This is a genomic window from Streptomyces sp. LBL, from assembly GCF_029893585.1.
Classification (GTDB): domain Bacteria; phylum Actinomycetota; class Actinomycetes; order Streptomycetales; family Streptomycetaceae; genus Streptomyces.
This window is the reverse complement of record NZ_JARXYX010000029.1, coordinates 108,111-134,806: the sequence shown is the minus strand read 5'-3', so window position 1 is coordinate 134,806 and position 26,696 is coordinate 108,111. Positions and strand designations below refer to the sequence as shown.

Below are 26,696 nucleotides of genomic sequence, written 5' to 3'. Positions count from 1 at the left end.
ACCGCCGCCCCCGAAGGCCTCGCCGCTCTCCTGCGGAGCCTCCAGGCCGGGACCATCGACAACGCCGGTTCCTGACCGGTTCGTTCGCCGACAGAAGCCAGCCCCCACCCGACGACAAGGAACGTTGACGGTTTCCAGAGATGGAAAGCGAGGACTCTTACCTTGACTCTGTCGGGGATCTTGGAGTTGCCGAGGTCAGCTGCCCAGGGTTCGCCAGGACTTCGGCCGGGGGATCTCGCGCTGGTCGAGGTAGTTCTGGAAGGCGGTCGGCCGAGGGGGCGTGGGTGTTTCCTCGGTGGGCGGCAGTCCGCTGAGGCGCTCGATGTTGACGGCGATGGCGGTCAGGACGTGCTGAATGTGGGCCTTTCCCTGTCCTCGGTAGCGACAGCGTCGCATGCCGTGTCCGTGGGCGAACTCGTTGACGGTCCCCTCCACCCCGGAGCGCACCGCGTAGCGGGTCTTCCACTCGGGTGTCTGCTGCTCGGTGCGGACGCGGAGTTGCAGGTCGCGGAGTTCTCGTGGGGGAAAGCCCACGGTGCGGGTGCTTTCGCGGGAGGTGGTGCACCGGGCGCGGGCCGGGCAGGGGTGGCACTGGCTCTTGGTGAATCTGGCCACGATCAGCGGGGCCGCGGTGGGTGAGGAGGTCGGGTAGGGGCCGTGCCAGCCCTGGCTGATCTGGCCCTGTGGGCAGGTGACTTGCTGACGGTCGTAGTCGATGTGGAAGTCGTCCCGGGCGAAGCCTTCGTTCTGGCGGTGTTGGCGGGTGGGGTTGCTACGGAGCGGCCCGGAGACGGTGACCTGGTGTTCTCGGGTGGCTTGTTCCAGGTGGGGCAGGGAGGTGTAGCCGGCGTCGACCAGGTGCTCGGCGGGCAGCAGTCCGCGACGCCGCAGGCGGGTGTGGATGCCGGGCAGGACCTGGCTGTCGTGGGTGGTGGCCGCAGTGGTGGCCACGTCTGTGATCACGTTGACGCTGTCGGGAGCACAGGTCTCGGTCAGGTGAGCGGAGAACCCCTTCCAGCTGATGATGTGTCCGTGGCGTGCGTAGCGGGCCGAGGTGTCGTAGGGCGAGACGATCATCCGGGACGAGGGCGGCAGCCCGGGTCCGCCTTCCGTCTCGGCGACGCGCCAGCGCAGGTGTCCTGCGGCGTCACGGTGGTAGTTCTGCACCATGATCTGGCGCAGGGCCTGGACACGCGGGCCGGACGTGCGGTCCACTTCGTGACGGTAGAGGTGTTCCAGGAGCCGGACGGCGTCGTTTCCGGTGGCGAGGATCCTGGTCTTGGGCTTGGTGGGGTTCTTGCCCAGGCGGACCGGGCGGCCGTAGCGGCGTCCCCAGTCCTCATCGACCAGCTCGTCCAGCAGGTGAGGAGAGATGCCGCCGACTTCTTCCAGTGTGGCGCGGACCGCCTCGGTGACCAGCTCCAGGCGGGTCAGATCCCGCACCGCGGCCAGGACATGGGTGGAGTCGGTGCGCTGCGTGGTGCGTTCGCGCACCAGGCCGGCCTCCTTGAGGCGGGCCAGTGCGAGGTCGAGGAGGCGGTCGGCACGGTCGCCTTCGGCGAGACGGTCGCGGAAGTCGGCCAGCACGCTGTGGTGGAAGCCTGGATCGTCCAGCTCCATGGCCATGGCGTACTTGAAGTCGATGCGGCAGCGGACCGCCTCGGCGGCCTGCCGGTCCGACAGGCCGAGCAGGAACTGCAGCACACAGACGGTGGCCAGTTGGGCGGGCGAGAGACCCGGACGCCCGTCGCGCGGGTACCAGTCGGCGAAGTCCTCGTCGCACCACAGCCCATCGAGCCGGTCACGCACCCATATCGCCGTCGTGCCGCCCGGGTTGCTCGCCCGCGCGGTGAAGGTGCGCACCCGGCACTTGCACTGCGACACCTATCAGGCTGCCGACGATGCCGCAGAACAAGCCCGTTGGCGCACCGCCCACCACCTGCTCCAGACCCGCCTGGCCACCGTGCGCGCCATGGCCGGTGCACCCGGGGCAGCTGCGCCGCAGCGTCTGGTCCAGGCCCGGTGGGCCGACCGGCTCGCTGACGTTGCCCGCCGGCCGCTGAGCACCGAGCAGCCGAAGGAGAACGCATGACGAATCACGGCCCGGCAGGCGAACACAGGTCCGGTCGCAGCGGGTTGGAGGTGCCGTCGTGGCTGGCCGGTGACGCCGGTTGGTGGGCGCATGCCCTCGAGGCGCCCAAGGCCACCGACCGCCTGGAGCCGTTGGGCGTCGACCACTGGCGGCGTCTGGGGCAGGCCGCCCGCGATCAGGTCGTCCTGGCCGCGGGCGGCATCGAATCGTTCCTCGTCGTCGGTGACTTCGCGTTACTGGGCGGAGCGTTCAGCCAGTCGGCGTCCGAGTGCGAGAACCACCGTTTTGAGGGCTTCCGGCTGTTGGATGATGAAGGGCCGGTCCAGCATGGCGAGTGTGCCGGCGACCCACTCGAGGCGTTCAGCCCGCAGAAACACCTGCAGCCAGTCATGACCGTCCGCAGCATCGGGAGGAGACGCCGGCGCAACTGACCCGAGCGTTTCCGGAATCCAGCGCCGCACATAGGCCGGATCAGCGCGGATGAGCACGGAGACGTCGTATCGCGAAGGTGCCGCCGACAGTGGTCCCAGCACCTGGGCCACTGGGTCGATGTTCGCGGGCGCTTCAAAGGTGCCTGGCAGAAGCCGCAGATCGGCCATCCTGTCCAGGCGGTAGGTACGCTGCGCCTGGCGGTCGGCGTCGAAGCCGGTGAGGTAGAGCAGGTTTCGGTACGCCACGATGCCGTGCGGTTGTACGTGCCGCGTAGCCGCATGCCCCTGACGCGTCCGGTAGGCGAACGCAACCGGGCGCTGGTCCCGTGCTGCCTCAGCCAAACCGAGCAGCGTCTGAGCACCTTCGTCAGCACCAGGACGAGCTTCGGCGTCGTCGTGGTCTTCCGCGCCCGGGCGTCGCTCACCGGTGAAGTCCACTGCCCGGAGTACCGCGTCGATGCGGCGGGCGAGCGCGGCAGGCAGCACTCGGCGCACCTTCGCAGTGGCCGTCTCCATCACCAGCGGGGTTACCGGACCACTGTGCGCATGTTGGTTGACCAGCAACGCCCACACCACGGCAAGGCCTTCCTCGTCGTTCAGCATCAGCGGCGGCATGCGGTAGTGACGGGCCAAACGGTAGCCGCCGTAACGACCGCGAACCCCGTCCACTGGAATGTCCATCTCGCGTAGCTGCTCGACATAGCGACGCACGGTGCGCTGATCGACTCCGAGGCGCTCGGCGAGGTCGACAACAGTGCGGGTTCCTCCTGCCTGCAACAACTCCAGCAAGGCGAGAACGCGTGCGGTTGGTCGGGTCATACCTGCGATGGTGCGGCATTTCCGGGCGGAATATGACCTGTATTAATTCTAAGATGACCACATGACCGCCTCAGCCGCAGTGCAGCTCGCCTCCGTCCGTCTCATCACCGATGACATTCCGCGGCTCGTCCGCTTCTACAAGGCCCTCACCGGTGCGACCCCGCAATACCTCACCGAGGATTTCGTCGAACTGGTGACCCCCTCAGCCACCGTCGCTGTCAGCGGCTCCGCCCGCGTCGCTTTCATCACCACCAACACGCCCCGTGGGGGTGCAAACAACAGTGCGATCGTCGAGTTCCTCGTCGACGACACCAACGCCGTATACGAGAGGCTTGCGACCGATTTCGGCGACGATCTTGATGTCGTTCAGCCTCCGACCATGATGCCGTGGGGTAATCTGTCGGCTCTTGTCCGCGACCCCGACGGATCCCTTGTCAACCTCTACACGCCAGTCACACCCGAGGCATGGCAGCTTCAGCGCAACCGGACACCGAAGCCCCCGCATGCAGGCCTGTAAGCTTGTCGTTTATCCGGTGCGGCGTGGTTTGGTGCCGGTCTTGTGGTGGGTCGGTCGGCGGTGGAGTGCGCCGGTGACTAGGAGCAGGCCCACGTCGTAGCGTTCGGCGGGGCGGCGGTTCTTCGAGCCTGGTGGGCGTCCGGGGCCGGGCCGGGAGGTTTTTGGACTCCGGCTGGCGTTGAGATCTTGGCGCGCAGGTGTCGGAACCCTCGGCGGACCCGGGCAGGGGTGAGCCTGTTCGAGGGGATGGGTCGTTCCCAGGGGCGTCGCAGGTCGATGGCCAGGGGGCGGGCGAGGCGGAGCTGGGTGTAGGCAGCGATGGTCAACCAGGTCCAGTTGTCCGCGGCTTCGGGGTCGCGCAGTTTCGGAGCGGTCCAGCCGAGAGTCTGCTTGATCATCCTGAAGAAGTGCTCGATGTCGAATCTTCTGAGGAACGCCTGCCAGGCCAGGTCGACGTCCGCCGGGGTGGCTGCGGGCCGTGACCACCACAGCCACAGGGGCTTGGGGTCGCCGCCGCTGGGCAGGTGGTCGACCTGGAGGCGGATCACGGTGCCCTCGATGATGGGGAGTTCGCCGGGGTGGTCCCGCCAGGCGGAGCGCTGTTGCAGTTCTGGGTGGAGCCGGTCCCAGCCCTGGGCGTGGGCGGTGCCGTAGCGGGTGGTGGTGGTCTTCGTCTCCGCGTCAGGGGCGCCCCAGGTCCGGGCGTCCTTGAAGATGAACTCGCTGCCGTGCTTGGGCGGTCGTCCACCCTTCGGGGCGTAGACGCGTGGGGGTGCGGGGCGGCGCATGACCCGGTCTGAGCGGAGACGTCCGAGGAGTTCGACGGGGAGGTCTCGCAGGAGGTAGGACAGGCGCATCACGTCGTAGCCGGCGTCGACCACAATCCACACCAATGGGTCGCCTTCGTGCCACTGACCTGCTGTGATCAGGCGTCCGACCAGATCTCGCACTTGGTCGGCGGTCACGGCGGCGAGGTCGTCGCCCGGCCGCAGCCGCACCGCGTCCAGCGGCGCGGTCCACGAGGAACGGCCCGTCTCCAGTGCGACGATCCACGAGCAGGGCCAGCCCGGGATCATCAGGTGCTTGTTCTCGCCCCGGCCGTAGGTATGGCAGAACGAGCGGGCATCGCTGGTGGCGGCGTCGGGCCGCAGCCACGGCGAGACGTCCACCGCCAGAACCAGACGGCCGTCGGCCGCCCGCGGCAGTGGCACCGAAGCCAGCACCCGCCGCAGCCGGGCGACCTCGATACGGCCCCGGTTGAGAGCGCCGTACAACGCGCCGTGCCCACGCCGGTGTTCGGGCGCAAGGGCGAGTCCGACCAGTGTCTTCACCGGCCCGTCCGTGCAGAGCAGGGAGTCGGTCAGCTCGAACAAGGCGTCCGCGCGTCCGGTCAAGCAGTCGTAGAAGTCCGCCCGGAAGCATGACAGTTGTCCGAGCGCATCCTGCGGAACACCCACACACGGCAGACTCATCCCCACGGCCTTCCTGCTGAGCGGTGTATCTGTGACGGAGCACAGCATCAGCGGAAGGCCGTTCCCACGTGCCCTGATCTGGGCAAACCCCACTCACGTGTGAAACATATTCGAGGTCGAGCGGGAGGCCACGGGTTGATCAACTTCCAGTTGTGTACGAGTGGGCTCGAACCGAGCGTCGAGCGGCCCCAACTCCGTTGTTCCTGGCCCGCAATGTTGTCATGATCGTGAAATGAGCAGCGTCGGAGCGAGCAGCATTCACCAGTGGGGGCGATCCCTGTTCGAGCGGCAGCAACAGCCAGTGACATGGGCTGGACAGGTCCTTGAGGCAGCTTCGCTGAGTCTGGGAACGACTCCCGAGATCGACGCAGCCCTGGAGATGGCAGCCGATCCAGCGCAGTGGAGCCGTGGCCGTGAATTGTTCGATCGCGTCCGCCAAAGCAGCCTGGGCAGCGAGGACCGAATCGCTGAGCATCTGCTCTTCCGCCTCGCTGAGCTGGTCGGCAAGCTCGCGCACAACGTTGCGGGACCGTATCCGCACTTCGACCATCACGCCGGATGGCAGATCGGCCCCATCGCGTATCGCCTGACCGTCGAAGTACAAGATCCGGTACTTCAGGACCGTCTCGCTTCGGCGCTTGGGAGTTGGCCACGGACGGAGCCTGGAACCGCACCCTGACCGGCCTGCGACGTTAAACGACAAGCTTACGGGATGTGGTGGAAAACGCCGACCTGGACGGCTCAGAGGCCCGGAGGTTCGGTGAACCTCCGGGCCTCTTTGCGCGCTTCAGCCACGCACACGTGTCAGTCCGACGCCTGCTGCCGCTTCGGCCGCCACACCACCAGCGCGCTGGTCTGCTGGACCTCCTGGTACGGGACCAGATCGCGGCGGTACGACGCGTGCACCGCAGCCTCACGCTGCTGCATCGCGGCAGCCGCGCCCTCCAGGGCCCCTTGCAGTTCCGCGACGCGGGACTGGAGGGCGGCGACCTGGTTCTCCAGCTCGATGATCCGCTTGACGCCGGCCAGGTTGACGCCCTCGTCCTGCGACAACTGCTGCACCTGGCGGAGCAGTTCGATGTCGCGGGCCGAGTAGCGGCGGCCCCGGCCGGGGGTGCGGTCCGGGGAGACCAGGCCGAGGCGGTCGTACTGGCGCAGGGTCTGCGGGTGCAGGCCGGACAGCTGGGCCGCCACCGAGATGACGTAAACCGGGGTTTCCTCGGTCAGTTCATACGGGTTGCGTCGACGACCGTCCATCTGACTCATGCTCCCTTCGCGGCCTGGAACAGCTCCGCCCGCGGGTCCTCGCCCGCAGTCGCCTCGCGATACGCCTCAAGCGCTTCACGAGCATTCCCCGTGACGTCCGTCGGAACACTCACTTCCACAGTGACCAACAGATCCCCGCGGGTGCCGTCCTTGCGGACCGCGCCCTTGCCACGGGCGCGCATGGTGCGGGCGTTGGGCGTGCCCGGCGGCAGCTTCAGCGTCACCGGCGGACCGCCCAGGGTGGGCACCCTGACCTCGCCGCCGAGAGCCGCCTCCGCGAACGTGACCGGAACCGTCACCGTGAGGTTGTCGCCCTTGCGGCCGAAGACCGGGTGGGCGTCGACATGCACGGTGACGTACAGGTCGCCCGCCGGACCGCCCCGTTCGCCCGGGGCGCCCTTGCCGCGCAGGCGGATGCGCTGGCTGTTCAGGACCCCGGCGGGGATACGGACCTGCATGGTCCGCGAGGACTTGGCCCGTCCGCTGCCGTGGCAGACCTCGCAGGGTTCCTCGGCGAGCAGACCGCGGCCCTTGCAGTCCGGGCAGGGGTCCGTCAGCGAGAAACCGCCGCCGGAACCCCGGGCCACCTGTCCGGTGCCGACGCAGGTCGGGCAGACCCGCGGGTTGCCGTTCTTGTCGCCGGTGCCGGAGCACGCCTTGCAGGGCTGCTGACTCGACATCCGCAGCGGGACCGTCGCGCCCTCGATCGCCTCGGTGAAGCTGAGAGTGACCTCGGACTCGACGTCCTGGCCGCGCCGGGGCTGGGTACGCGTCCCCGGGCCCGCGCCGCCACGGTTGAACAGGCCCCCGAAGACGTCACCGATACCGCCGCCGAAGCCGCCGGCGTTCCCGCCGCCCTGAGGTCCGCCTCCGAAGAGGTCACCCAGGTCGAAGTTGAAGGAACCGGCGCCGGCGCCCGGCGCCGGACGGAAGCCACCGCTTCCGAACAGCGCCCGCGCCTCGTCGTACTCCTTGCGCTTCTTGGGATCACCGAGGATGTCGTTCGCCTCGGAGACCTCCTTGAAACGCTCCTCCGCCTTGGGATTTCCCTTGTTGGCGTCCGGGTGGAACTCGCGGGCGAGCTTCCGGTACGACTTCTTGATCTCGGCTTCGGTGGCGTCCTTGGGGACGCCGAGAACCTTGTAGTAGTCCTTCTCGATGAAGTCCTTGGTGCTCATCCCCGACGTCCCTCCTTCCTTTCCGGCCTACTCGGTTCAAGCTCAGCCCTCGTCCGGGCCACCGCTCTCCTTGTCGTCGCCCACTGTGTTCCCGCCGGTCCCCTCGGTGCCGTCGGCCTGCACGGTCTGTGCCCCCGGCTGGGGTTCGGCCACGGCCACCCGAGCGGGGCGGATGGTGCGTTCACCGAACCGGTACCCGGGCTGCAGAATCGCCACGCACGTCGTCTCGGTGACGTCCGGCGCGTAGCTGTGCATCAGCGCCTCGTGGATCGTCGGGTCGAAGGGCTCGCCCTCCTTGCCGAACTGCTGCAGACCCATCTTGGCCGCGGTGCTCTCCAGCGACTCCGCGACGGACTTGAAGCCGCCGACGAGTTCGCCGTGTTCCCGTGCGCGGCCGATGTCGTCGAGCACGGGCAGGAGCTCGGTCAGGAGGTTCGCGATGGCGATCTCCTTGACCGCGATCCGGTCCCGCTCGACCCGGCGGCGGTAGTTCTGGAACTCGGCCTGGAGCCGCTGGAGGTCCGCGGTGCGCTCGTCGAGCGCCATGCGTACCTGGTCCAGCTGGGCCGTCAGACCGGCGATCCGTGCTGCTGCGTCCCCGGCCGGGGCCGCCCCCTCCTCAGCGGAGGGGGAGGCGGCCTGCGGCTCGGCGTCGTCGGGGGTGGCGCCGGAAGGGACGTCAGGCTTCTCTTCGAAGCCCGGGGTCTCCTCCGTCACGCGGCACCGTCCTTGCGCTCGTCGTCCACGATCTCGGCGTCCACGACGTCGTCGTCGGCCTTGGCGTCACCGGTGGGGGCCCCCTCGGAGGCGCCGCCCGCGGCCTGCCCGGCGTCGGCGTACATGGCCTGGCCGAGCTTCTGCGAGACCGCCGCGACCTTCTCGGTGGCGGTACGGATCTCAGCTGTGTCCTCGCCCTTGAGCGCGTCCTTCAGCTCGGTGATCGAGGCCTCGACCTCGGTTTTGATCTCGCCGGGGACCTTGTCCTCGTTGTCCTTGAGGAACTTCTCCGTCTGGTAGACGAGCTGCTCGCCCTGGTTGCGGGCCTCGGCGGCCTCGCGGCGACGGTGGTCCTCGTCCGCGTACTGCTCCGCCTCCTGGCGCATGCGGTCGACCTCGTCCTTCGGCAGCGAGGAGCCGCCGGTGACGGTCATCTTCTGCTCCTTGCCCGTGCCCAGGTCCTTCGCGGTCACGTGCATGATGCCGTTGGCGTCGATGTCGAAGGCGACCTCGATCTGCGGGACGCCACGCGGCGCCGGCGGCAGACCGGTCAGCTCGAACATCCCGAGCTTCTTGTTGTACGCCGCGATCTCGCGCTCGCCCTGGTAGACCTGGATCTGCACCGACGGCTGGTTGTCCTCGGCCGTCGTGAAGATCTCGGACCGCTTGGTCGGGATCGTGGTGTTGCGCTCGATGAGCTTGGTCATGATCCCTCCCTTGGTCTCGATACCGAGGGACAGCGGGGTCACGTCGAGGAGCAGGACGTCCTTGACCTCGCCCTTGAGGACACCGGCCTGGAGGGCGGCGCCGATGGCGACGACCTCGTCCGGGTTCACGCCCTTGTTCGCGTCCTGGCCGCCGGTCAGCCCCTTGACGAGCTCGGCGACGGCGGGCATCCGGGTCGAACCGCCGACGAGAACGACGTGGTCGATCTCGGAGAGGTTGATGCCGGCGTCCTTGATGACGTTGTGGAACGGCGTCTTGCAGCGCTCCAGCAGGTCCGCGGTGAGCTGCTGGAACTGGGAGCGGGTGAGCTTCTCGTCCAGGTGCAGCGGGCCCTCGGCGGACGCCGTGATGTAGGGCAGGTTGATCGAGGTCTCGGTGGAGCTGGACAGCTCGATCTTGGCCTTCTCGGCGGCCTCACGCAGACGCTGCAGCGCCATCTTGTCCTTGGCGAGGTCCACGCCGTGACCGGACTTGAACTGCTGCACCAGGTAGTCGACGACACGCTGGTCCCAGTCGTCACCACCGAGGTGGTTGTCACCGTTGGTGGCCTTCACCTCGACGACGCCGTCGCCGATCTCCAGCAGGGACACGTCGAAGGTGCCGCCACCGAGGTCGAAGACGAGGATCGTCTGGTCGTCCTTGTCGAGGCCGTACGCGAGCGCGGCCGCGGTCGGCTCGTTGACGATCCGCAGGACGTTCAGACCGGCGATCTCGCCGGCTTCCTTCGTCGCCTGACGCTCGGAGTCGTTGAAGTACGCCGGGACGGTGATGACCGCGTCCGTGACCTTCTCGCCCAGGTACGACTCGGCGTCCCGCTTCAGCTTCTGCAGGATGAACGCCGAGATCTGCTGCGGGTTGAAGGGCTTCCCGTCGAGCTCGATCTTCCAGTCGGTGCCCATGTGACGCTTCACCGAACGGATGGTCCGGTCCACGTTGGTGACCGCCTGGCGCTTGGCGACCTCGCCGACCAGCACCTCGCCGTTCTTCGCGAAGGCGACGACGGACGGCGTGGTCCTGGCACCCTCGGCGTTGGTGATGACGGTGGGCTCGCCGCCCTCCAGAACGCTGACGACGGAGTTAGTCGTGCCCAGGTCGATGCCGACCGCACGTGCCATGGTGATCTTCCTCCAGCTGACTTGAGTGGAACGGACTCAAGTGTGCATGACTCCCAGCCTGCGGTCAACAGACCTGAGTCACAGAGACTCAACTCTTATCCGTTCCTTACGCGCAATGGGGCTCTGACCTGCGTGTCAGCGGGCCGACGAGGACGGTGCGGTCGTACCCGAAGGAGTACCAGCACGAGGCCCAAGGCCCCCGCCACCACCCACATCGCCCCAGACTCGGCGATCCACCCCAGATGCACCAGGACCGCGACGAGTACCCCGGAGGACGCCGCCACACCGAGCAGGACCGTCGCCCCCTGAGCGGTGAGCCCGAGCCGCCGCAGCCGGTGCGCGAGATGGTCCGGAGCACCCCGCATCACAGGCCGCCCGACCAGCCGCCGCGAGAGCAGCACGAGGAGTACGTCGGCCCCGGCGACCGCCGTCAGCGCGGACAACACCCCCGCACTGGACGCCAGTCCGTGTCCGGTACGGGCCGTCACGGCCGCCGTCGCGAGGACGAACCCGGCGAACAGGGACCCGCAGGAACCGAGCCCCGCGCGCGCGGGAGGCCAGTTGTGCATCAGGAACCCGGCCAGCGCGGCGGCCAGCACGCTCAGCAGTGCGGCCAGCCCGTCCAGCACCTCGGCAGCCGCCAGGATCCCCACCCCGAAGGCGGTCACCACCCCGACGGTCCCGGCGAGCGCGTCCGCGTGGTCGAGCGCCCGGAAGCCGACAGCGACGAAGACGATCCACCCGAGGGCCAGCAGCCCGCCCCCGAGGCCGAGTTCGCCGTACGGCACCACCCAGGCCGCCGCCACGGCCGTACCGCCCACGAGGAACCGCGCCTTGACCCGCCGTACGTCCGCTACCAGCCCGAGCACGGCGACGGCGACCCCCGCGACGAGCAGTCCGTCGATCCCGTCCCCGAGCGGCGCGACCCCGCCCCACTCGCCGGCCGCCCCCGCCAGACAGGTGACCAACACGACGGCCGGTCCGCCGCACAGCGGAACGGTCCGCTGCCGCCGCCGGTCGACGACCCGGAGCCATCGGGCCGGGGCCCGGAGCAGGGCGGTGAGCACGGCGGTGAGGAGGAGGGCGGTGGCGGCGACGGTGATTTGGTAGAGCACGGATCCAAGTTAGGTGCGAATGTCACAATCTGGTACGAATAACACGATCGGATCGTCACATACCTTTATCGAACCCGTCGGACTCATCGGATCCATCAGACCTATCGGATCTATTAGACCCATCGGACCCATCAGATCTATTGGATCTATTGGATCTATCGGATCACTGCAAACGTTTACCCTCGCAGACCTTTAAGGGAACCCTCAGCGACACAGATCACCGCACGGCTGACTACAGTGCGACGGAAGATGGGGGTAGTCTCAAACCGACTGGGTAAGTTACCGCTTAGTAATAACCCGAGCAAGGTCGAGAACCCCTCGTAAGTCGAGGTCAGCCTCCTAAGACGAGGTCCCTCGAAGAAACCCTCGCAGGCCCGAGGAGCCCCGAAATGCAACTCGCCGCGATCATCGTGTCGCTGGTGCTGACCGTGGTCGGCGTTGCGCTGCTCGCACGCGCCATCGGACAGTTCGTCCGGCACTTCGCACTGGGCCAGCCCGTGCCCGTCGGCAGCCGGACCGACAACCCCTACTCGCGCAGTGTGACGCTGGTGCGGGAGTTCCTCGGGCACACCCGGATGAACCGCTGGGGCATCGTCGGCATCGCCCACTGGTTCGTGGCGATCGGCTTCCTGACGCTGCCGCCGACCATCATCACCGCCTACGGCCAGCTCTTCCAGGCCGACTGGACGCTCCCGGCGATCGGCGGCTTCCTGCCGTACGAGCTCTACATCGAGTTCATCGCCGCGATGACGACCATCGGGATCGCCGTCCTGATGGTCATCCGCCTGCTGAACCTGCCCTCCCGCCCCGGCCGCAAGTCGCGGTTCGCGGGCTCGAAGATGGGCCAGGCGTACTTCGTCGAGTACGTCATCCTCACCATCGGCCTGGCGATCTACGTGCTGCGCGGCCTCGAGGGCGCCCTGCACCACGTGGACCACTACGAGGCCGCGTACTTCGCCTCGTATCCGCTGGTCCTGGCCTTCAAGGGCCTGAGCCTGGGCACGCTGCAGAACCTGGTCTACCTGACCGCCATGATCAAGCTGGGCACCACCATGGTCTGGATGATCACGGTCTCGCTGAACACCAACATGGGTGTGGCCTGGCACCGCTTCCTGGCATTCCCGAACATCTGGTTCAAGCGCAACGCCGACGGTTCCACCGCACTGGGCGCCCTGCAGCCGATGACGAGCGGCGGCAAGCCGATCGACTTCACCGACCCGGGCGACGACGACGTCTTCGGCGTCTCCCAGGTCGAGCAGTTCTCCTGGAAGGGCCTGCTGGACTTCTCGACCTGCACCGAGTGCGGTCGCTGCCAGTCGCAGTGCCCGGCCTGGAACACCGGCAAGCCGCTCTCCCCCAAGCTCCTGATCATGTCCCTGCGCGACCACGCGCACGCCAAGGCGCCCTACCTGCTGGCGGGCGGCGGCAAGACGATGGAGGGCGAGGAGAAGGCGTCGGCGGAGCAGCTGAAGGACGTCCCGGCCGCGGCTCTGGCGGAGGCCGAACGCCCGCTGATCGGCACTCTTGAGGACAATGGCGTCATCGACCCGGACGTCCTGTGGTCCTGCACCACCTGCGGCGCCTGCGTCGAGCAGTGCCCTGTGGACATCGAGCATGTCGACCACATCGTCGACATGCGGCGCTACCAGGTGATGATCGAGTCCAGCTTCCCCTCCGAGGCGGGCACGATGCTCAAGAACCTGGAGAAGAAGGGCAACCCCTGGGGCCTGGCCAAGAAGCAGCGCCTGGAGTGGACGAAGGAGGTCGACTTCGAGATCCCCGTCGTCGGCCGCGACATCGAGGACCTGACCGAGGTCGAGTACCTGTACTGGGTCGGCTGTGCCGGCGCCCTCGAAGACCGCGCCAAGAAGACCACGAAGGCGTTCGCGGAACTCCTCCACATCGCGGGCGTCAAGTTCGCGATCATGGGCGGCGACGAGAAGTGCACGGGTGACTCGGCACGGCGGCTCGGCAACGAGCCCCTGTTCCAGGAGCTCGGCATGGAGAACGTCATGGCGCTGAACATGGCGTTCGGCGAGGAGACGGACGACGACGGCAAGGTGACGGAGGAGTCCCGTAAGCCGAAGTCGGCGAAGAAGATCGTCGCCACCTGCCCGCACTGCCTCAACACGATCGGCAACGAGTACCCGCAGCTCGGCGGCGACTACGAGGTCGTCCACCACACCCAACTGCTCCAGCACCTGGTGGACGAGGGCAAGCTGGTCCCGGTGACCCCGGTCGAGGGCCTCATCACCTACCACGACCCCTGCTACCTGGGCCGCCACAACAAGATCTACACGCCTCCGCGCGAGATCATCGCGAGCGTCCCGGGCCTCCGGAACGAGGAGATGCACCGCCACAAGGAACGCGGCTTCTGCTGCGGCGCCGGTGGCGCGCGGATGTGGATGGAGGAGCGGATCGGCAAGCGCATCAACAACGAGCGGGTTGATGAGGCGCTGTCGTTGAACCCCGACATCGTCTCCACCGCCTGCCCCTTCTGCCTGGTCATGCTCACGGACTCGGTGAACGGCAAGAAGAACGACGGCAAGGCCAAGGAGACCATCCAGGTCGTCGACGTCGCCCAGCTCCTCCTGGACTCGGTCAGGACACCGGTGGACGACGAGCCGGACGACGAGCCCCCGGCGGGCACGTCCGAGTCGGAGAGCGAGCCGGAGCCACAGCCGGTGAAGTAACCGGTGAGGTAACCGGTGAGGTAACCGGTGAGGTAACCGGTGAGGTAACCGGTGAGGTAACCGGTGAGGTAACCGGTGAAGCAGTCGGCGGTACGTGAGCTCACGTACCGCCGCAGGACGACGCCTCCGTGCCTTCCCGGCGCGGGGGCGTCGTCCTGCGCGGGGGCATGACCGTGGGCGGACCCTCATGGCGTTGCGAGGGCCGTCAGTGGCATTGCGGGGACCGTGGGCGAGTCCCTTACGGCATTCGAGCGGGCCCCTTACGGCATTCCCCTGGCCACCCCCCCAGCGCCCACCACCAGTTCCCCGGTGTTTCCCCTAGGGGATGTCACAGCTCGGCCGCAAAGCCGGACGTGATCCGGTCGGCCCGGCCCGTCGCTGTCGTGGACCAGGTACGTTCGACGACGTGGCTGGATTCAGGATCGGACGCGGCGGCCGGGACAACCGGACCCCCCAAGCGCGACCGCAACAACCCCCGTACGGACAGCAGGCGCCCCAGGGACCGTCGTACGGCTACCCGCCGGCGCCGCAGCCCCACCCGCAGCAGCAGCCCTACGGCAGCGGCGGCAACGGTGGCGGCGGCACGTGGCCGCAGACGAACGGCGGCCAGGGCGGACCGGGAGGTTACGGCGGGCCCGGCGGGCCCAGAGGGTACGGCGGTCAGGGCGGACAGGGCGGGCAGAGCGGACACGGCGAGCCGGAGTACTTCGGTGACGGCGAGGCCCCGTACGCCCCCCAGGGCGGCCCGGACCCGTACGCGGCCAACCAACCCGGCCACACCCAGGCGTTCTCGGTCGGCGAGGACCCCTACCAACAGAGCGGCACCTACCGCGCGGGTTCGGCCCCGGCGGGCCCGATCGGCCCCCGCCTGCCCTGGAAGGACCTGCTGAGGGGGATCTTCCTGTCCCCCAACCAGACCTTCCTGCAGATGCGGGACTACACGATGTGGGTCCCCGCCCTGATCGTGACCTTCCTCTACGGCCTGCTCGCGGTCTTCGGCTTCGACGGCGCCCGCCAGGACGCGATCAACGCCACCCTGTCGAACGCCGTTCCCATCGTCCTGGTCACCGCCGTGGCGTTGGTGCTGTCCTCCTTCATCCTGGGCGTGGTCACCCACACCCTGGCCCGCCAGCTCGGCGGCGACGGCGCCTGGCAGCCGACGGTCGGCCTCTCGATGCTGATCATGTCCCTCACGGACGCCCCCCGCCTGGTCGTGGCGATGTTCCTCGGCGGCGACGCCCCCTTCGTCCAGATCCTCGGCTGGGCCACCTGGATCGTGGCCGGCGCCCTCCTGACCCTCATGGTCAGCCGCTCCCACGATCTCCCGTGGCCGAAGGCCCTGGGCGCGTCGGCGATCCAGCTGATCGCGCTGCTGTCGATCGTGAAGCTGGGCACGTTCTAGGAAAGCCGGGCACGTTCCAGGAAAGGTGAAGGGCTCCCGGCCGAAGCCGGGAGCCCTTCACCTTTCTCACTCACTCACCCCGGGAAACCGCTCACCCAGGAAGCCACTCACCCCGGGAAAGCGCGGTCCACAACCGATCGCACGTCCCTGACCTCACGCTTCCATCGATCACTTGTCATGATCTCGCGATCCCAGGTGACCACAGGGGTGACCACAGGCTCGTCGCCCGCCACGGAGTAGCCGTAGATCTGGTCCGCGATGTCAATGGCCTCCTTGAGGGAGCTCACGTTCAGGCGTCGAGGACCTGTCCCCCGCGCTTCACCAGAGGCGGTTGAACCGACCACGGAAAGTTGATCCACTGATCGGTGCGCTTCCACACGTACTCGCACTTCACGAGGGACTGCGACTTCTCGTAGATCACGGCGCTGCGGACCTCGGCGACGGCGTCGAGGCAGAAGTCACGCACCAGCTTGAGCGTCTTGCCGGTGTCGGCGACGTCGTCGGTGATGAGGACCTTCTTGTCGGAGAAGTCGATGACGTTGGGCACGGGGGCGAGCATGACGGGCATCTCCAGGGTGGTCCCGACGCCCGTGTAGAACTCGACATTGACCAGGTGGATGTTCTTGCAGTCGAGGGCGTAGGCGAGCCCGCCGGCGACGAACACCCCGCCGCGGGCGATGGTGAGCACGATGTCCGGCTCGTATCCGTCGTCGGCGATGGACTGCGCGAGTTCGCGCACGGCGACGCCGAACGCCTCGTAGCTCAGGTTCTCCCGTACGTCGCTCATATTCCTGCTGCCCCTGCCGCCCCTGTCACCCAGTCCGTCACACCTGGGTCCGATGGAAGTTGAGGAAGGACCGGGAGGCGGTCGGTCCCCGCTGCCCCTGGTACCGCGACCCGTACCGCTCGCTCCCGTACGGGAACTCGGCGGGCGAGCTCAGCCGGAACATGCACAGCTGACCGATCTTCATTCCGGGCCAGAGCTTTATGGGAAGCGTGGCGACGTTGGACAGCTCAAGGGTGACGTGCCCGGAGAAGCCCGGGTCGATGAACCCGGCCGTGGAATGGGTGACGAGCCCGAGGCGCCCGAGGGAGCTCTTCCCTTCGAGTCGCGAGGCAAGATCATCGGGGAAGGCGATGACCTCGTAGGTGGAGGCGAGGACGAACTCCCCGGGGTGGAGGATGAACGGCTCGTCCCCCTCCGGCTCCACGAGCCGCGTCAGATCGGCCTGCTCGACGGAGGGGTCGATGTGGGGGTACCGGTGGTTCTCGAACACCCGGAAATACCGATCAAGCCGCACATCGATGCTGGACGGCTGCACCATGGATTCGTCGTAGGGATCGATCCGTACCCGCCCGGCGTCGATCTCGGCCCGGATGTCTTTGTCTGAGAGAAGCACGTCCCGAGGATACGCAAGGCGCGCGAACCCCCTACCATCGGACGTCCGCGCGCCTGCGCCACTCCTGTGCACCTACCGCTGCTGACTGCTACGTGCTGCTGCTTACTGCTGCCGCTTCCAGCACAACTGCCGGTGACGGCGACTGCTTCCGGTACCCGCGACCACTGCCGGTGCCGGCGACTGCTTCCGGCCGACTACCGCTTCTCCAAGGCGACCGGCACCACACTGCGGAGCCGGGCACACCGTGGACACCGGACGAGCCGTCCGGGGCCGAGCCGCTCGGCCTGCTGCATCGGGAACGAAGCAGTGTTGAACACGTGCCCATCGGCACATCGGACGGCGGTGCGCTCCATCAAGTCCTAGAGTCCCTTCCCCAAGAGCCGCGTCTGGCTGCTGCTTACCTGACGACAAAAGCCACATTACGGGATAGGTGAGACGGCCCCCAAGCGGCACTCCGGTCCGCCCGAACCCTCGCTCACCCCTCCACCGTACGCCCCAACTCCCGCGCCCCGCAGCCCCGTCCCACCCCGGAAACGCACTCCGGCCCCAGGGCTTCAGCGCCGGGGGCCGGACATGAGGTAAAGTGACCATGCGTTCCGACACCGGCACCGACCGGCGTCTCACGCGGGTGTAGTTTAGTGGTAGAACATCAGCTTCCCAAGCTGAGAGTGCGAGTTCGATTCTCGTCACCCGCTCCATGTGAAACCCCCAGGTCAATGACCCGGGGGTTCTTTGTTGTCTAGACCGGTGGACGGTGCGCGCACCACATCCGCACCATAAGGGCGTGGCTAGCTGCCCGTGCGCTTCTCATTGTGGTGCGCAGGGTCGTGATCATTGCCCTTGTGGTGCTTCGCACGCTCGGCGCGGACCATGTCATCGAGCCCGGCCGCGAGGTCCCGCTGTCGCTCCTCGTCAGAGTGCTGATAGATCAGCGCGGCTTTCTCCGAGGACTGGCCGGCCCGAACCATCGTGTCCTTGAGGGTGGCCCCCGAACGGGTCGCGAGCGTGTGACCGGTGTGACGAAGGTCGTAGAACCGGAAGCCGTCCGGGAGACCGGCGACAGAACGGGCCCGCCGCCACTTCCGGCCGAAGGAGGTACGCCGAAAGGGGGCTCCCTTCTCCCCGACGAACAACAGGCCGTCAGGCTCCTTCTCGGCGAACCAGGCGAGGTGCTGCTTCACCTCCTTATGGAGGAAGGACGGGAGGACAACCGCCCGGACACCGGCATCGGACTTGGTCTCGCCAGGAGCGCGCTTGCCGTTGGTCCGCTCCGGCTCTGCGACGCGGACTCGGATCACCAGGTCGTCGGGGTCGACGTCCCGGCGGCGAAGGCCGGCCAGCTCTTCGGGGCGCATCGGGCCGTACGCGCCCAGGTAGACCATGAGACGCCAGCGGATACCGATCGCGTCGGCAAGGGCGTCGACCTGGGCGACGGTGGCGATGCGCCGTTCGGCAGCCGACTCCTTGCCCGCGCCCTTGATCCGGCATGGATTGCGGGTAATCAGGTCGTCGTCGACTGCCGTTTCGAGGATGCCCTTCACGAGGCGATATGCCTTGGCGACGGTTGTCTTCGCCTTGGTGGTGCGGAGGCGCTCAGCGCGCCACTCACGGACGCGAGGAGCGGTGATCTCGTCCAGGTCGAGGGTTCCGAAGGTCGGGAGGATATGAAGTCGGAGAAGGTGCTTGTACAGGTCCTCAGTGCGAACAGCCAGCTCTCGTTCCTCGACCCACTTCTCGGCGTAGAGGCGGAAGTTGACCGACCCCGCATCAGGAGCGCGCCAGTCCCCGCGGCTGATGTCTGCCTCAACTTGAGAGAGCCAGATCTCCGCGTCCTTCTTGGTCTCGAAGGTCTCGTCCGCGCGGATGCGCTCGCCGTCGGGCCCGAGGTACGAGGCCGTCCAACTGCCGGACCTGTACTGCCGCACGGCACCGAAGCGTCGACGCCTGCCCTTCCGGTTGGCCATCAGGCGGCCCCCCGAAGTCGTGCGCGACGGAGCCGGATCGGCTCGACCGTGCGGGACTGAACGAACTCCTCGACCGCGCTCTCTGGGATACGGACGTGCCGGCCGACCTTCACGTACCGGATGCGCCGCTCCTCGATCAGTCGCCGGGGGAAGCGGGTGGTCGTGCCGAGCAGCTCGGCAACCTGGTCGACGGACAGGTAGCGGTCGGTCATGTGGTCGGTTCTCCTTCCGTTCCGGGGGCGGGTTCGAGGGATGCGGCCAGCCAGGCTTCGGCGCGGGAGAGACCCGTTCCGGCGAACACCCAGTGGGCGAGGACGAGGGTCGTTTCGGTGGACTCCGTCTCGACGGCTGGGGCTGTTTGCGCGCGGCGCCAGTCGGCTCGGGCGGTGCGCAGTGCGCCGAGGGTGGTCGAGTAGCGGCGGGACTTGGTGGAGAAGTGGCCGCGGAAGCCAAGCATGTGAGCCCAGGCCCGAAGGCGGAGTTCAGCGAGCTCGGAACGCGCGCCGAGGGTCCAGGCGACGCGGATCATGCGTCGGGCGTGTTCGGTAATGCGTGCTTGGGCGAGTTCGGCGAGGAACTTGAGCGGCCGGTCGAGGGTGCCCGTCGCCGTCTCGGCACCCTTGGTCGCGTACTTCGCGATGTACGAGGCGACGGCTCGTTCGGTGAGTTCTTGCCCGTCGTCGAAGTCGGCGGATCGGATCGTGCGGACGTCGAGTTGGCGGCCGAAGGCGAAGGCGTGGGGGCGGCCGTCGATGGTCGGGCCGTCCACGCGGGCGGCGGTTGCTGCGGCGTGGATGGCGTCCGTCAGGAGCTCTGCCGTCGCCCAGGTGGGCGGTGCCGTGTCGCCGCCTTCCGGGCCGTCGATGCGGATGACCGCATGGAAGTGCACGGCACCGCGTTTCTGGTACTCGGCGACCTTCGCGAAGGAGACGCGGGCATGGTCGCGGAAGGTGCGTTGGGTAAGGCCGGCGCGCTTGGCGATCTCCCGGCGAAGGTAGATGGAAAAGCGCCGCCAAAGAAGCCCGGCGTGGGCGTTCCAGAGCACGGCCGCTTCGTAGTCGTACCGCTCCGGGTCCAGAGGCGTGCCCAGGGCCTGGTCGTCCTCTTCGTGGCGGGCGCCGCAGCGGCAGGGGCGGCCGTCGGTGCGGCGGTTGTGGACCGGGCCGAAGCCGGGGGCGGTGAAGGTGGCGAACACGCGCGGGTGTGTGGCGACATGGTCCGAGGTGCCTTTGCCGCCGCGGAGTCCGGCGGTGATCAGGTGGTAGGTGTCGCGACGGTAGGTCTCGGCGCAGGCCGGGCAGCGAGTTTCACGGCGGTTGTTGCAGCGGACCAGGAGTTGGCCGACCGGAAGGGCGGTCGAGTCGAGGTGGTGCAGGGCTCGGCCGATCTCGCCGGTCGTCGTGTCGACCGCGTATTCGGTGCGGTGGCCGTCGAGGCGGACGGGGTGGGTGCAGCCGCCCAGGCCGGAGAGTTGACGGGCCAGTTCGGGCATGGTGCCGAGGGAGGCCAGCATGGAGAGTTCCGCCAGCGGGGGCGGAGTCTGCCGGGTGATGATGGATGTTCCTTTCGGCTGTTTCTGCGGTTGGGAGGGACGGCCCCGGGGCGACGGGATGCTTGGCGGCGTTTGCCGCCCCGGCGGCCGGTCAGCGCCTGTTGGCGTTGTTGAGCAGCGAGCGCAGGACCACGGCGGCGATGGCCACGGACACGGCCGTGATGGCGACCGCCGCCAGGAGCGCGGTGAGGACGACACCGCCTACGAGGACGACGGCGACCGGGCCCGCGTAGGGGCTGAGTGAGCGGCCAGTCGTGGGTGCCGGGTTGTGGTGCTGCTGAGGGATGAGGGTCGACCGCGGAGTGGGGACGTCGGGCAGCTTGGGGCGGAACATGGCGGAGCTCCTTTCAGCGGTTGTCGCCGTTGACGACGCCGACCCCGGAGCGGGTGCCGGACTCGATGGCGGGGGCGAGGAAGGTGTGGGAGAGCCAGAAGCCGAACAGGGCGATCACGACGGCGACCCACATGCGGACGCCGAGGAACTTGATCGCGGCCCAGGCGATGACGCCCAGGACGAAGACGAGCGGGAGGGAGACGGTCACGGGATCTCCTCAGCGGACGCGGCAGCGATGAGTGCGGGCGGCGAGCTCGGCGGCCGCACGGGTGTCGAAGTCGTTGGAGAAGCCGCAGCGCGGTGCGGTGCAGACGGCGGTGTGCTTCTCGCGGCCGCGGCCGTCGTAGGCGGTGCCGACCTGGACGGGGCCTATGCGGACGACGTTGCGGAAGCGGCGGTTGGCGGGCATCAGGGCATCTCCTTCGGGTCGTTGTGGTTCTCACCGGTGAAGTCGGCGGCGTGGTCGGCGAGCCAGCGCAAGATCTCGTCGCCCTCGTAGGTGTCGGCGGCGAGGATCACCGGTTCGGCGATGAGTACGGCTTCGGTGAGGCGGTTCTGGCGGGTCAGCTCGGCAGCACGCTTGAGCGCGCGGAGCGTGGACGGACGCAAGGTGGAAGTCCTCCGGGGTCAGGTGAGTTGGGTGGCGATGGCTTCGGCGAGCTGGAGCGGGACACCGAGCCGGGTGCGAAGGGTCGGGGTGTCGATGTCCGTCCCGGTCCGGGCCCGGTGGTCGTCGGCGACCTTGCGGGCGAGGGCGACGAGCGCGGGCGGAACAGGGGCGGCGGCCGGCGGTGCGGACGGCTCCGGGTTGGCGGTGGTCAGCTCAGGCGCGGTGGGCATGACCGGCGGGGCGGGTGCCTCGTCCTGGCCGGGTACCGGCACCTGGTCGCGGTCGGTGGTGCTGTGGGCGAGGAGCGTTCCGCCGAGGAAAGCGACGGCAGGCCATCCGGCGACGAGGATGCGCAGCCAGGCCGGGACGTCGCCAAGGTTCAGCAGGCCAGCTGTAGCGACGTTGGCCCCGAGTGACGCGGCCAGGGCAACTGTGAACCAGCACCAGCCCGAGGCTTTCGCTGTGCCGGAGCGCAGCCGTCGCCAGGCCGCGACGAGGAGCAGGTCAACGCTGATCGGGTAGGCCCACGCCTTCCAGCCGTCCTGTCCGGCCGCCGCAGCGAGGTCGTGCAGGTGGGCGAAGGAGAGCGCGGCGGCAATAGCCGCTTGGACCAGGACCGGGTCGATGCGGATGCGGTGAGTGTGAATCGCTCAGTCCTCCACTTTGTCGGAGGCCAGGCACACGGTGGGCACCGAGTTGGGGGTGCCGAGGACGATGGGCGGGACGTATGGCCGGAAGGGCGTGAGCGCCGGTATGTCCGGGGCGATGTGAGCCGTGTCGCGGCAGGTGGCCGCAGCGGCGGCGAGGGACAGGTGGGGAGTGCGGATGCGGGACCAGCCGCCGGACGTGTCACCGGCCACGGCCAGGCCCGGCAGCTCGGCAGCAATGGCGCAGGAGGCATAGACCGCTTCGGGGGCGATGTCGCCCAGTGCCATCTTCGCCGAGGCTTCGTCGTTGACGCGGTGGCAGACGCGGCCGGTGAGTTGGGCCCGCAGCATGGTCGCGCCCTTGCCCAGCTCGGCGCCGAAGCGCTGCCCACAGACCTCCAGGTAGATGCCGGCCGCACGGCCGAGCTGGGCGAGCCGGATGAGGTGCGTGACCATCTCGTCCCGTCGCTCTTCGTCCTTGCGCGTGGCGACGAGGAAGAGTTCTGCCACCTCGTCGACGAACAGCACGACGGGCACGGGCCGTTCGCTCTCGGGCAGACCCCAGATGTCCGAGGTGATCTCCTCGTCGGGGGTGCCGGGGGCGATGCCCTGTCGGGCCTTGATCAGGTCGTATCGGTCCTCCATTTCCTTGACCAGGACCGGCAGCAGCTCGGCCGCATCGTCCGGGTCGGTCGCCAGCGCGGCAAAGCGGGAAGCGAACGGAGCCAGCTCGACACCCCGCTTGCAGTCGATACCGACGAGGGCGACGGGCTGTCGAGCGAGCCCGGTGATCAGGTTCCGCAGGTACATGGACTTGCCCGACAGCGTTGCGCCAAGGACGAGTTCATGTGGCACGGCGCGGTAGTCGCGTAAGAACGCCATGGCGTCCTCCCGAAGCGCCACCGGCACCTTGAGGAATCCGCCCTCGATTCGCCGAGGCATTCGGACCTTGCGCAGGACGTCGAAGCCGATGAGCCGCAGTTCGACGACGCCAGGCTTCACGTCCTTCACGTACACGGCGTGCACGCCCCAGGCGTGACGGAGTCGTTCCGCCGAGGCGGCGACGTCCGCGGGTTCCTGGCCCGGAGCCAGCCGCAGCCGGACACACAGGCCCGTCGTGGTGGGCCGGATGATGCCCCGGCGGGGCGGGACAGGACGGATCTCCCGACGGCTGGTCGCCTTGATGGTCAGCACCCGCAACCGGGATGGCTCTACAGTCAGGCCACAGGCGTCCATGGTCGAGGAGTACGAGGCCAGCAGCCGGGCCACCGAGACCGGCAGCCCGACCGTGGACCAGTACGCGGCGGGGTTGGCGTGCCGGACGTAGGCGGCGCCGCCTATCGCAGCGAGCGAGCCGCCCAGTTCGGCAAACGTGATCAGGTCCGTCACGGCGATCAGCCCGCCTGAGCGACCGGGAAGGCGCCCGGCGCGATCGCCGTGGCGCGGTAGGCGATGCCATGCCGCTGCTGGCCGTTGAACACGCTCTCCCACGGCCGGGCGATGAGGCCCGGCAGCGATACCGGAGAACCAACGGCCAGGCCCTCCGTCACACCGCTTTCGGGAACGGTGACCTGGATGAGCGACGAGTCCCCCTCGTCGATGAAGACAACGCCGACGGTCATCAACGCCTCACCGCTCACGGTGTCCTTGGCGATCTCACCGGTCTGCCGGTCACGCACCTTCGGGGTCGGCGCTTCGGTCAGCAGGATCGTGGCCGACGAGGCGTCAACACGGATCACACGCACAGAGAGTTCTCCTTCTGAGATCGATCAACTTGTCTCCTGACAAGTTGACTTAGCAAGTTCGAAGCTAGAGATGCCAAGTTGACTTGTCAAGTGGCTTCGGTGACCACAACGAGCGCCACCGACATCACGAGCGCACCATGAAGCCATCAGCGCAGAGGAGGGCGCGACATGGGCAGACAACACCGCGCTCAGGAGCCGCAGTCATGGGGCCCACGCAGCCCGCAAGGCTCCGAACCACCGCCGGACGCCCGGCCGGCACCGCAGCAAGGGCCCCCGCCAAACAGCTCCTACCAGGGCGGGACAACACCCCCGCCGAAGAAGCAACGTCGCGTCTTCCTGTGGCTCTTCCTGGCCCTCCAGATCGCGTTCCTGATCTGGGTGATCACGGGCGCCGCGAGCGGAAGCGGCACACCCGCGGAGTGCCGAGGCCGGACAGGCGACGCCCTGAAGCTGTGCGAGGACGCAAGCGATGTCGGAACCACCATCGGCGTGGGACTCATCATCGCCCTATGGGCGGCAGCCGACGTCATCCTTGGCTTTACATACGTGGTCTACCGGCTCGCCACCCGCCGCACCAGATAAAGGCCATCACAGCCAAGCAGTGGCCGGCCCGCAGGTTCAGCTCAGCCTGTACGTATCTTCGAGTTCCTGCCGATCGGCGGGAAGCAGCACGTCAGAGACTTGCAGAGCTTGACCGGAAGCGTCGCACGCGACGACCAGGACGCTAAGGACGGGCACTCCGTCCGGGAGCTCCAAAAGCTCAGCCTCACCCCGCTCAGGCAGCCGAGCCGAGACACGCTCCTTCACATGGTCGAAGCGAGCCTTCTTCCGCGCCTCAAGGTGAGCACGGGTGCCGCCGCTCAAGGGGGTGGCACTCTCCAACTCGGTGCCCTCGACCAGGCCGGCGGGGAAGTACGACGAGACCAGCTCGGAGGGTTCGCCGTCATCAACGACCAGGAACCGACGCACGAGGACCTTCGCACGCCTCGGCAACCCAAGCACCGAGGCGATGCGCGCCGGAACAGGTACATGACCGACTTCGACCAGCCGCCCCGGGGTTTGTGTCTCGTCACGCGTGAGCGCTTCATTCCCCCGGCGACCCTTTTGCTCGACGACCGCCGGTAGCCCGCGCACCAGCGTGCCGTACCCCTGGCGGGACTCCAGCCAGCCATCACGCTTCAGCAGTTCCAGCGCCCGGACGACGGTCGGACGGGACATTCCGAAGGCCTGCACCAGTTGGTTCTCACTGGGCACGCGGGTCCCGGGCGGGTACGTGCCGTCCTCGATGCGCTGCTGAATCGTCTGGGCGAGGCGTACGTACTTCGGTGCCTCCACTTCATACGCCATGAACGCCGCCGCCTGTCATGATTGGCCAAGTCAACTGGTCAACCAGACTAGCGACGAATCCGCCGGCGCAGTACCAAGGGAGGGTATTCCCCTCGTCACGACGGCCAGGCATCGGCGACCACAAAACTGACCACCGTCCCCCCGAAGCAACTGGGCCCGGAGTGCCACGATTCGGCGATCGAGTCGACGAGCAGCAGCCCGCGGCCGTGCGCGTCGTTGGCGTCCGGACGCCTCAGCCGGACGTTCGCCGGGAAGCCCGGGTTGTGCACCTCGACCCGCAGCGAGGTCTCCTCGCGGAACCATTCCACCCGCACTACCCAGGGATCATCAGCCTGCCCATAGCGGATGGCGTTGGTGACCAACTCCGAGATCATCAGCTCGCAGTCCTCGACCGAGCAGGAGGGGTTGTAGGGGGCGATGAACTTCCGGAACCAGCGTCGCGCCCGGGGTGCGGATTCCGGGGCCGGATGCAAGGTCATTGCTCCGAGCCGCGGTGAGTCCTCAGAGGGGTAGCGGTCGATCCTGTAAGCCATCCGCACTCACTCCTTGCCGCTGCCGTCACAGTCGAGGCAGCGCCGCTTCGATGTGGCACGGGTGCGGTCGGCGACAGCGGCGAGCGCCAGGGACGTACGCGAACTGACCCGCTTCCAGCCACGCCCCCGGCAACCCCGGCAAGGTAAGTGCGCTCCCTGGTCCGGCCGCTGACTCGTCACACCGTGCCTCCTCCCGATCAAGTGGCCTTAGCCACTTATTGGATGGTGGCATTAGCCACTTGCGTCGCGCAAGCCGTTCGCCGAAGTGATGAACCATCAGGCGAGCGGATACCCCTGCTCGAACGCCCAGCGCTGCGGCGGGTAGGTGGCTTCAGCGAACTCCAACGGCCGGTCCTGGAGGTCGAAGACGACGTGATGCACGATCAGGACAGCCGATCCCTGCTCAAGCTGGAGGTCTGCCGTCTCCTCGTCCGTCGCCTGCCGGGCACACATGCGATCTTCGGCGTAACTCCCCTGTCGCCCCGTCATGTTCTCGACGTACATCAGGGTGCCCTCCTGGATCCGTTCGGGCTCCAGGAGTTTGGGCGCCCGCTGCCCGACGTCCGGCGCGAACCAAGAAGTGGACAGATTGATGGGCCCGTCCTGGTTGTTGGTGACCCGTCGGCGGTGCACGGCCCGACGGTCCTTCACCAGGCCCAACGCCTCAGCGACATGATCTGGCGCGTCCAGCCACCCGGCCGACGTGATCACCGCGTACTCACCGGCCGTGTAGATTTTCCCGGTCTGCCGGGCCCGCCCGTACAACTCCCTTGCCCGTCGGTTCACTTCGAGGCTCCGCACATACGTGCCCGAGCCCTGCCGTTTCTCGACGAGTCCCTGATGGCTCAGTGCCTCCAGCGACCGCGCCGCCGTCGGCCGGGACACCTTCCAGTCGGCCGCCAACTGTCGCTCCGAGGGAACCTCGTCCCCCGGTCGCAGGTCACCCCGAAGGATCTGATCGCGAATGAAGTGGGCGATCTGAAGATACTTCGGCTGTGCCTCCTCAATCTGAGGCATGTCT

The 26,696-nt window shown here is 68.0% G+C and carries 28 protein-coding genes, 1 tRNA gene and 1 pseudogene; 7 read left to right on the top strand and 23 right to left on the bottom strand.

All coding sequences use genetic code 11. The features are described 5' to 3' along the window. Nucleotides 1-195: 195 nt before the first annotated feature. On the bottom strand, nt 196-1,809 hold the full coding sequence (locus M2271_RS30755) for an IS1182 family transposase (RefSeq protein WP_280890655.1): 1,614 nt from the start codon (nt 1,807-1,809) through the stop codon (nt 196-198). A 13-nt stretch (nt 1,810-1,822) separates the two neighbouring features. Between M2271_RS30755 and M2271_RS30750 the strand changes: the two genes are divergently transcribed. Continuing rightward, a complete protein-coding gene (locus tag M2271_RS30750) occupies nt 1,823-2,092 on the top strand; it encodes a hypothetical protein (protein WP_280890654.1) in 270 nt (89 codons plus the stop codon). A 233-nt stretch (nt 2,093-2,325) separates the two neighbouring features. Here M2271_RS30750 and M2271_RS30745 read toward each other — a convergent pair whose 3' ends face one another. Next, nucleotides 2,326-3,342 (bottom strand): WYL domain-containing protein, encoded by a 1,017-nt coding sequence (locus tag M2271_RS30745; protein WP_280890653.1) that lies wholly within the window; start codon nt 3,340-3,342, stop codon nt 2,326-2,328. A 61-nt stretch (nt 3,343-3,403) separates the two neighbouring features. Here M2271_RS30745 and M2271_RS30740 point away from each other — a divergent pair, with 61 nt between their 5' ends. Next, complete coding sequence (locus tag M2271_RS30740) at nt 3,404-3,859, top strand: VOC family protein (protein WP_280890652.1); 456 nt, start codon at nt 3,404-3,406, stop codon at nt 3,857-3,859. Between the two features lie 9 nt (nt 3,860-3,868). Here the strand turns inward: M2271_RS30740 and M2271_RS30735 are convergent. After that, a pseudogene (locus M2271_RS30735) lies at nt 3,869-5,331 on the bottom strand (NF041680 family putative transposase). Nucleotides 5,332-5,563: 232 nt separating this feature from the next. Here M2271_RS30735 and M2271_RS30730 point away from each other — a divergent pair. Next, a complete protein-coding gene (locus M2271_RS30730; protein WP_280890651.1) occupies nt 5,564-6,010 on the top strand; it encodes a hypothetical protein in 447 nt (148 codons plus the stop codon). A gap of 125 nt (nt 6,011-6,135) precedes the next feature. Here M2271_RS30730 and M2271_RS30725 read toward each other — a convergent pair whose 3' ends face one another. The 5 genes from M2271_RS30725 to M2271_RS30705 form a co-directional block, all read right to left on the bottom strand. Next, nucleotides 6,136-6,588: a helix-turn-helix domain-containing protein gene (locus tag M2271_RS30725; RefSeq protein ID WP_280890660.1), complete on the bottom strand. Its 453-nt coding sequence runs from the start codon at nt 6,586-6,588 to the stop codon at nt 6,136-6,138. 5 nt (nt 6,589-6,593) lie between these two features. After that, the gene (gene dnaJ / locus M2271_RS30720; protein WP_280890650.1) at nt 6,594-7,775 is read right to left on the bottom strand and encodes a molecular chaperone DnaJ; all 1,182 of its coding nucleotides are present in this window, start codon (nt 7,773-7,775) and stop codon (nt 6,594-6,596) included. A gap of 42 nt (nt 7,776-7,817) precedes the next feature. After that, entirely contained in the window at nt 7,818-8,492 is a 675-nt protein-coding gene (gene grpE, locus M2271_RS30715; protein WP_280890649.1) for a nucleotide exchange factor GrpE, read from the bottom strand. Continuing rightward, nucleotides 8,489-10,333 (bottom strand): molecular chaperone DnaK, encoded by a 1,845-nt coding sequence (gene dnaK / locus M2271_RS30710; RefSeq protein WP_280890647.1) that lies wholly within the window; start codon nt 10,331-10,333, stop codon nt 8,489-8,491. The genes grpE and dnaK overlap by 4 nt, the downstream gene beginning before the upstream one ends. 95 nt (nt 10,334-10,428) lie before the next feature. Next, nucleotides 10,429-11,448 (bottom strand): MraY family glycosyltransferase, encoded by a 1,020-nt coding sequence (locus M2271_RS30705; RefSeq protein WP_280890646.1) that lies wholly within the window; start codon nt 11,446-11,448, stop codon nt 10,429-10,431. 389 nt (nt 11,449-11,837) lie between these two features. Between M2271_RS30705 and M2271_RS30700 the strand changes: the two genes are divergently transcribed. Together M2271_RS30700 and M2271_RS30695 are read left to right on the top strand one after the other, a co-directional pair. After that, entirely contained in the window at nt 11,838-14,141 is a 2,304-nt protein-coding gene (locus tag M2271_RS30700) for a (Fe-S)-binding protein (RefSeq protein ID WP_280890645.1), read from the top strand. 325 nt (nt 14,142-14,466) lie between these two features. Further along, the gene (locus tag M2271_RS30695) at nt 14,467-15,543 is read left to right on the top strand and encodes a Yip1 family protein (RefSeq protein ID WP_280890644.1); all 1,077 of its coding nucleotides are present in this window, start codon (nt 14,467-14,469) and stop codon (nt 15,541-15,543) included. A 289-nt stretch (nt 15,544-15,832) separates the two neighbouring features. Here M2271_RS30695 and M2271_RS30690 read toward each other — a convergent pair whose 3' ends face one another. Together M2271_RS30690 and dcd are read right to left on the bottom strand one after the other, a co-directional pair. Then, nucleotides 15,833-16,330: a phosphoribosyltransferase gene (locus M2271_RS30690; RefSeq protein WP_280890643.1), complete on the bottom strand. Its 498-nt coding sequence runs from the start codon at nt 16,328-16,330 to the stop codon at nt 15,833-15,835. 37 nt (nt 16,331-16,367) lie between these two features. After that, the gene (gene dcd, locus M2271_RS30685) at nt 16,368-16,943 is read right to left on the bottom strand and encodes a dCTP deaminase (protein WP_280890641.1); all 576 of its coding nucleotides are present in this window, start codon (nt 16,941-16,943) and stop codon (nt 16,368-16,370) included. A gap of 624 nt (nt 16,944-17,567) precedes the next feature. On the opposite strand from dcd, the gene M2271_RS30680 reads away from it, so the two are divergent. After that, nucleotides 17,568-17,641, top strand: a tRNA-Gly gene (locus M2271_RS30680). 90 nt (nt 17,642-17,731) lie between these two features. Here M2271_RS30680 and M2271_RS30675 read toward each other — a convergent pair. The 10 genes from M2271_RS30675 to M2271_RS30630 all read right to left on the bottom strand — a co-directional run bounded on the left by M2271_RS30675 (nt 17,732) and on the right by M2271_RS30630 (nt 23,795). After that, entirely contained in the window at nt 17,732-18,907 is a 1,176-nt protein-coding gene (locus M2271_RS30675; RefSeq protein WP_280890640.1) for a site-specific integrase, read from the bottom strand. Then, nucleotides 18,907-19,119 (bottom strand): excisionase family DNA-binding protein, encoded by a 213-nt coding sequence (locus M2271_RS30670; RefSeq protein WP_280890639.1) that lies wholly within the window; start codon nt 19,117-19,119, stop codon nt 18,907-18,909. The genes M2271_RS30675 and M2271_RS30670 overlap by 1 nt, the downstream gene beginning before the upstream one ends. Further along, nucleotides 19,116-20,420 (bottom strand): replication initiator, encoded by a 1,305-nt coding sequence (locus tag M2271_RS30665; protein ID WP_280890638.1) that lies wholly within the window; start codon nt 20,418-20,420, stop codon nt 19,116-19,118. Before M2271_RS30665 ends, M2271_RS30670 begins: the two co-directional genes overlap by 4 nt. A gap of 130 nt (nt 20,421-20,550) precedes the next feature. Continuing rightward, a complete protein-coding gene (locus M2271_RS30660; RefSeq protein WP_280890637.1) occupies nt 20,551-20,793 on the bottom strand; it encodes a SpdD protein in 243 nt (80 codons plus the stop codon). Between the two features lie 13 nt (nt 20,794-20,806). Continuing rightward, complete coding sequence (locus M2271_RS30655) at nt 20,807-21,001, bottom strand: hypothetical protein (protein WP_037680541.1); 195 nt, start codon at nt 20,999-21,001, stop codon at nt 20,807-20,809. A gap of 9 nt (nt 21,002-21,010) precedes the next feature. After that, nucleotides 21,011-21,202: a mobile element transfer protein gene (locus M2271_RS30650; RefSeq protein ID WP_230194639.1), complete on the bottom strand. Its 192-nt coding sequence runs from the start codon at nt 21,200-21,202 to the stop codon at nt 21,011-21,013. Beyond that, nucleotides 21,202-21,402: a hypothetical protein gene (locus tag M2271_RS30645; protein ID WP_280890636.1), complete on the bottom strand. Its 201-nt coding sequence runs from the start codon at nt 21,400-21,402 to the stop codon at nt 21,202-21,204. The genes M2271_RS30650 and M2271_RS30645 overlap by 1 nt, the downstream gene beginning before the upstream one ends. 18 nt (nt 21,403-21,420) lie before the next feature. Then, on the bottom strand, nt 21,421-22,050 hold the full coding sequence (locus M2271_RS30640; RefSeq protein ID WP_280890659.1) for a DUF2637 domain-containing protein: 630 nt from the start codon (nt 22,048-22,050) through the stop codon (nt 21,421-21,423). A 3-nt stretch (nt 22,051-22,053) separates the two neighbouring features. Next, complete coding sequence (locus M2271_RS30635; RefSeq protein WP_280890635.1) at nt 22,054-23,439, bottom strand: FtsK/SpoIIIE domain-containing protein; 1,386 nt, start codon at nt 23,437-23,439, stop codon at nt 22,054-22,056. Nucleotides 23,440-23,444: 5 nt separating this feature from the next. After that, the gene (locus M2271_RS30630; protein WP_280890634.1) at nt 23,445-23,795 is read right to left on the bottom strand and encodes a hypothetical protein; all 351 of its coding nucleotides are present in this window, start codon (nt 23,793-23,795) and stop codon (nt 23,445-23,447) included. 168 nt (nt 23,796-23,963) lie between these two features. Here M2271_RS30630 and M2271_RS30625 point away from each other — a divergent pair, with 168 nt between their 5' ends. After that, nucleotides 23,964-24,377, top strand: a complete 414-nt coding sequence (locus M2271_RS30625) for a hypothetical protein (protein ID WP_280890633.1) — start codon at nt 23,964-23,966, stop codon at nt 24,375-24,377. Nucleotides 24,378-24,413: 36 nt separating this feature from the next. On the opposite strand, the gene M2271_RS30620 is transcribed toward M2271_RS30625, so the two are convergent. From M2271_RS30620 to M2271_RS30610, 3 genes are all read right to left on the bottom strand, one after another. Continuing rightward, nucleotides 24,414-25,142 carry a GntR family transcriptional regulator gene (locus M2271_RS30620; RefSeq protein ID WP_280890632.1) on the bottom strand — a complete coding sequence of 243 codons (729 nt, stop codon included), beginning with the start codon at nt 25,140-25,142 and terminating at the stop codon, nt 24,414-24,416. A 95-nt stretch (nt 25,143-25,237) separates the two neighbouring features. After that, nucleotides 25,238-25,675 carry an ATP-binding protein gene (locus M2271_RS30615; RefSeq protein WP_280890631.1) on the bottom strand — a complete coding sequence of 146 codons (438 nt, stop codon included), beginning with the start codon at nt 25,673-25,675 and terminating at the stop codon, nt 25,238-25,240. Between the two features lie 276 nt (nt 25,676-25,951). Continuing rightward, nucleotides 25,952-26,692: a GntR family transcriptional regulator gene (locus tag M2271_RS30610; protein ID WP_280890630.1), complete on the bottom strand. Its 741-nt coding sequence runs from the start codon at nt 26,690-26,692 to the stop codon at nt 25,952-25,954. Nucleotides 26,693-26,696: the final 4 nt, after the last annotated feature.

Excerpts from the sequence above, each read along its gene's own strand:
- M2271_RS30665 (WP_280890638.1), bottom strand. The coding sequence starts at position 20,420 with ATGCTGGCCTCCCTCGGCACCATGCCCGAACTGGCCCGTCAACTCTCC.
- dnaK (WP_280890647.1), bottom strand. The coding sequence starts at position 10,333 with ATGGCACGTGCGGTCGGCATCGACCTGGGCACGACTAACTCCGTCGTC.
- M2271_RS30695 (WP_280890644.1), top strand. The coding sequence starts at position 14,467 with ATGTCACAGCTCGGCCGCAAAGCCGGACGTGATCCGGTCGGCCCGGCC.
- M2271_RS30745 (WP_280890653.1), bottom strand. The coding sequence starts at position 3,342 with ATGACCCGACCAACCGCACGCGTTCTCGCCTTGCTGGAGTTGTTGCAG.
- M2271_RS30620 (WP_280890632.1), bottom strand. The coding sequence starts at position 25,142 with ATGGCGTATGAAGTGGAGGCACCGAAGTACGTACGCCTCGCCCAGACG.
- M2271_RS30690 (WP_280890643.1), bottom strand. The coding sequence starts at position 16,330 with ATGAGCGACGTACGGGAGAACCTGAGCTACGAGGCGTTCGGCGTCGCC.
- M2271_RS30730 (WP_280890651.1), top strand. The coding sequence starts at position 5,564 with ATGAGCAGCGTCGGAGCGAGCAGCATTCACCAGTGGGGGCGATCCCTG.
- M2271_RS30610 (WP_280890630.1), bottom strand. The coding sequence starts at position 26,692 with ATGCCTCAGATTGAGGAGGCACAGCCGAAGTATCTTCAGATCGCCCAC.
- M2271_RS30725 (WP_280890660.1), bottom strand. The coding sequence starts at position 6,588 with ATGGACGGTCGTCGACGCAACCCGTATGAACTGACCGAGGAAACCCCG.
- M2271_RS30615 (WP_280890631.1), bottom strand. The coding sequence starts at position 25,675 with ATGGCTTACAGGATCGACCGCTACCCCTCTGAGGACTCACCGCGGCTC.
- M2271_RS30670 (WP_280890639.1), bottom strand. The coding sequence starts at position 19,119 with ATGACCGACCGCTACCTGTCCGTCGACCAGGTTGCCGAGCTGCTCGGC.
- M2271_RS30660 (WP_280890637.1), bottom strand. The coding sequence starts at position 20,793 with ATGTTCCGCCCCAAGCTGCCCGACGTCCCCACTCCGCGGTCGACCCTC.
- M2271_RS30740 (WP_280890652.1), top strand. The coding sequence starts at position 3,404 with ATGACCGCCTCAGCCGCAGTGCAGCTCGCCTCCGTCCGTCTCATCACC.
- M2271_RS30625 (WP_280890633.1), top strand. The coding sequence starts at position 23,964 with ATGGGCAGACAACACCGCGCTCAGGAGCCGCAGTCATGGGGCCCACGC.
- dnaJ (WP_280890650.1), bottom strand. The coding sequence starts at position 7,775 with ATGAGCACCAAGGACTTCATCGAGAAGGACTACTACAAGGTTCTCGGC.
- M2271_RS30700 (WP_280890645.1), top strand. The coding sequence starts at position 11,838 with ATGCAACTCGCCGCGATCATCGTGTCGCTGGTGCTGACCGTGGTCGGC.
- M2271_RS30650 (WP_230194639.1), bottom strand. The coding sequence starts at position 21,202 with ATGCCCGCCAACCGCCGCTTCCGCAACGTCGTCCGCATAGGCCCCGTC.
- M2271_RS30675 (WP_280890640.1), bottom strand. The coding sequence starts at position 18,907 with ATGGCCAACCGGAAGGGCAGGCGTCGACGCTTCGGTGCCGTGCGGCAG.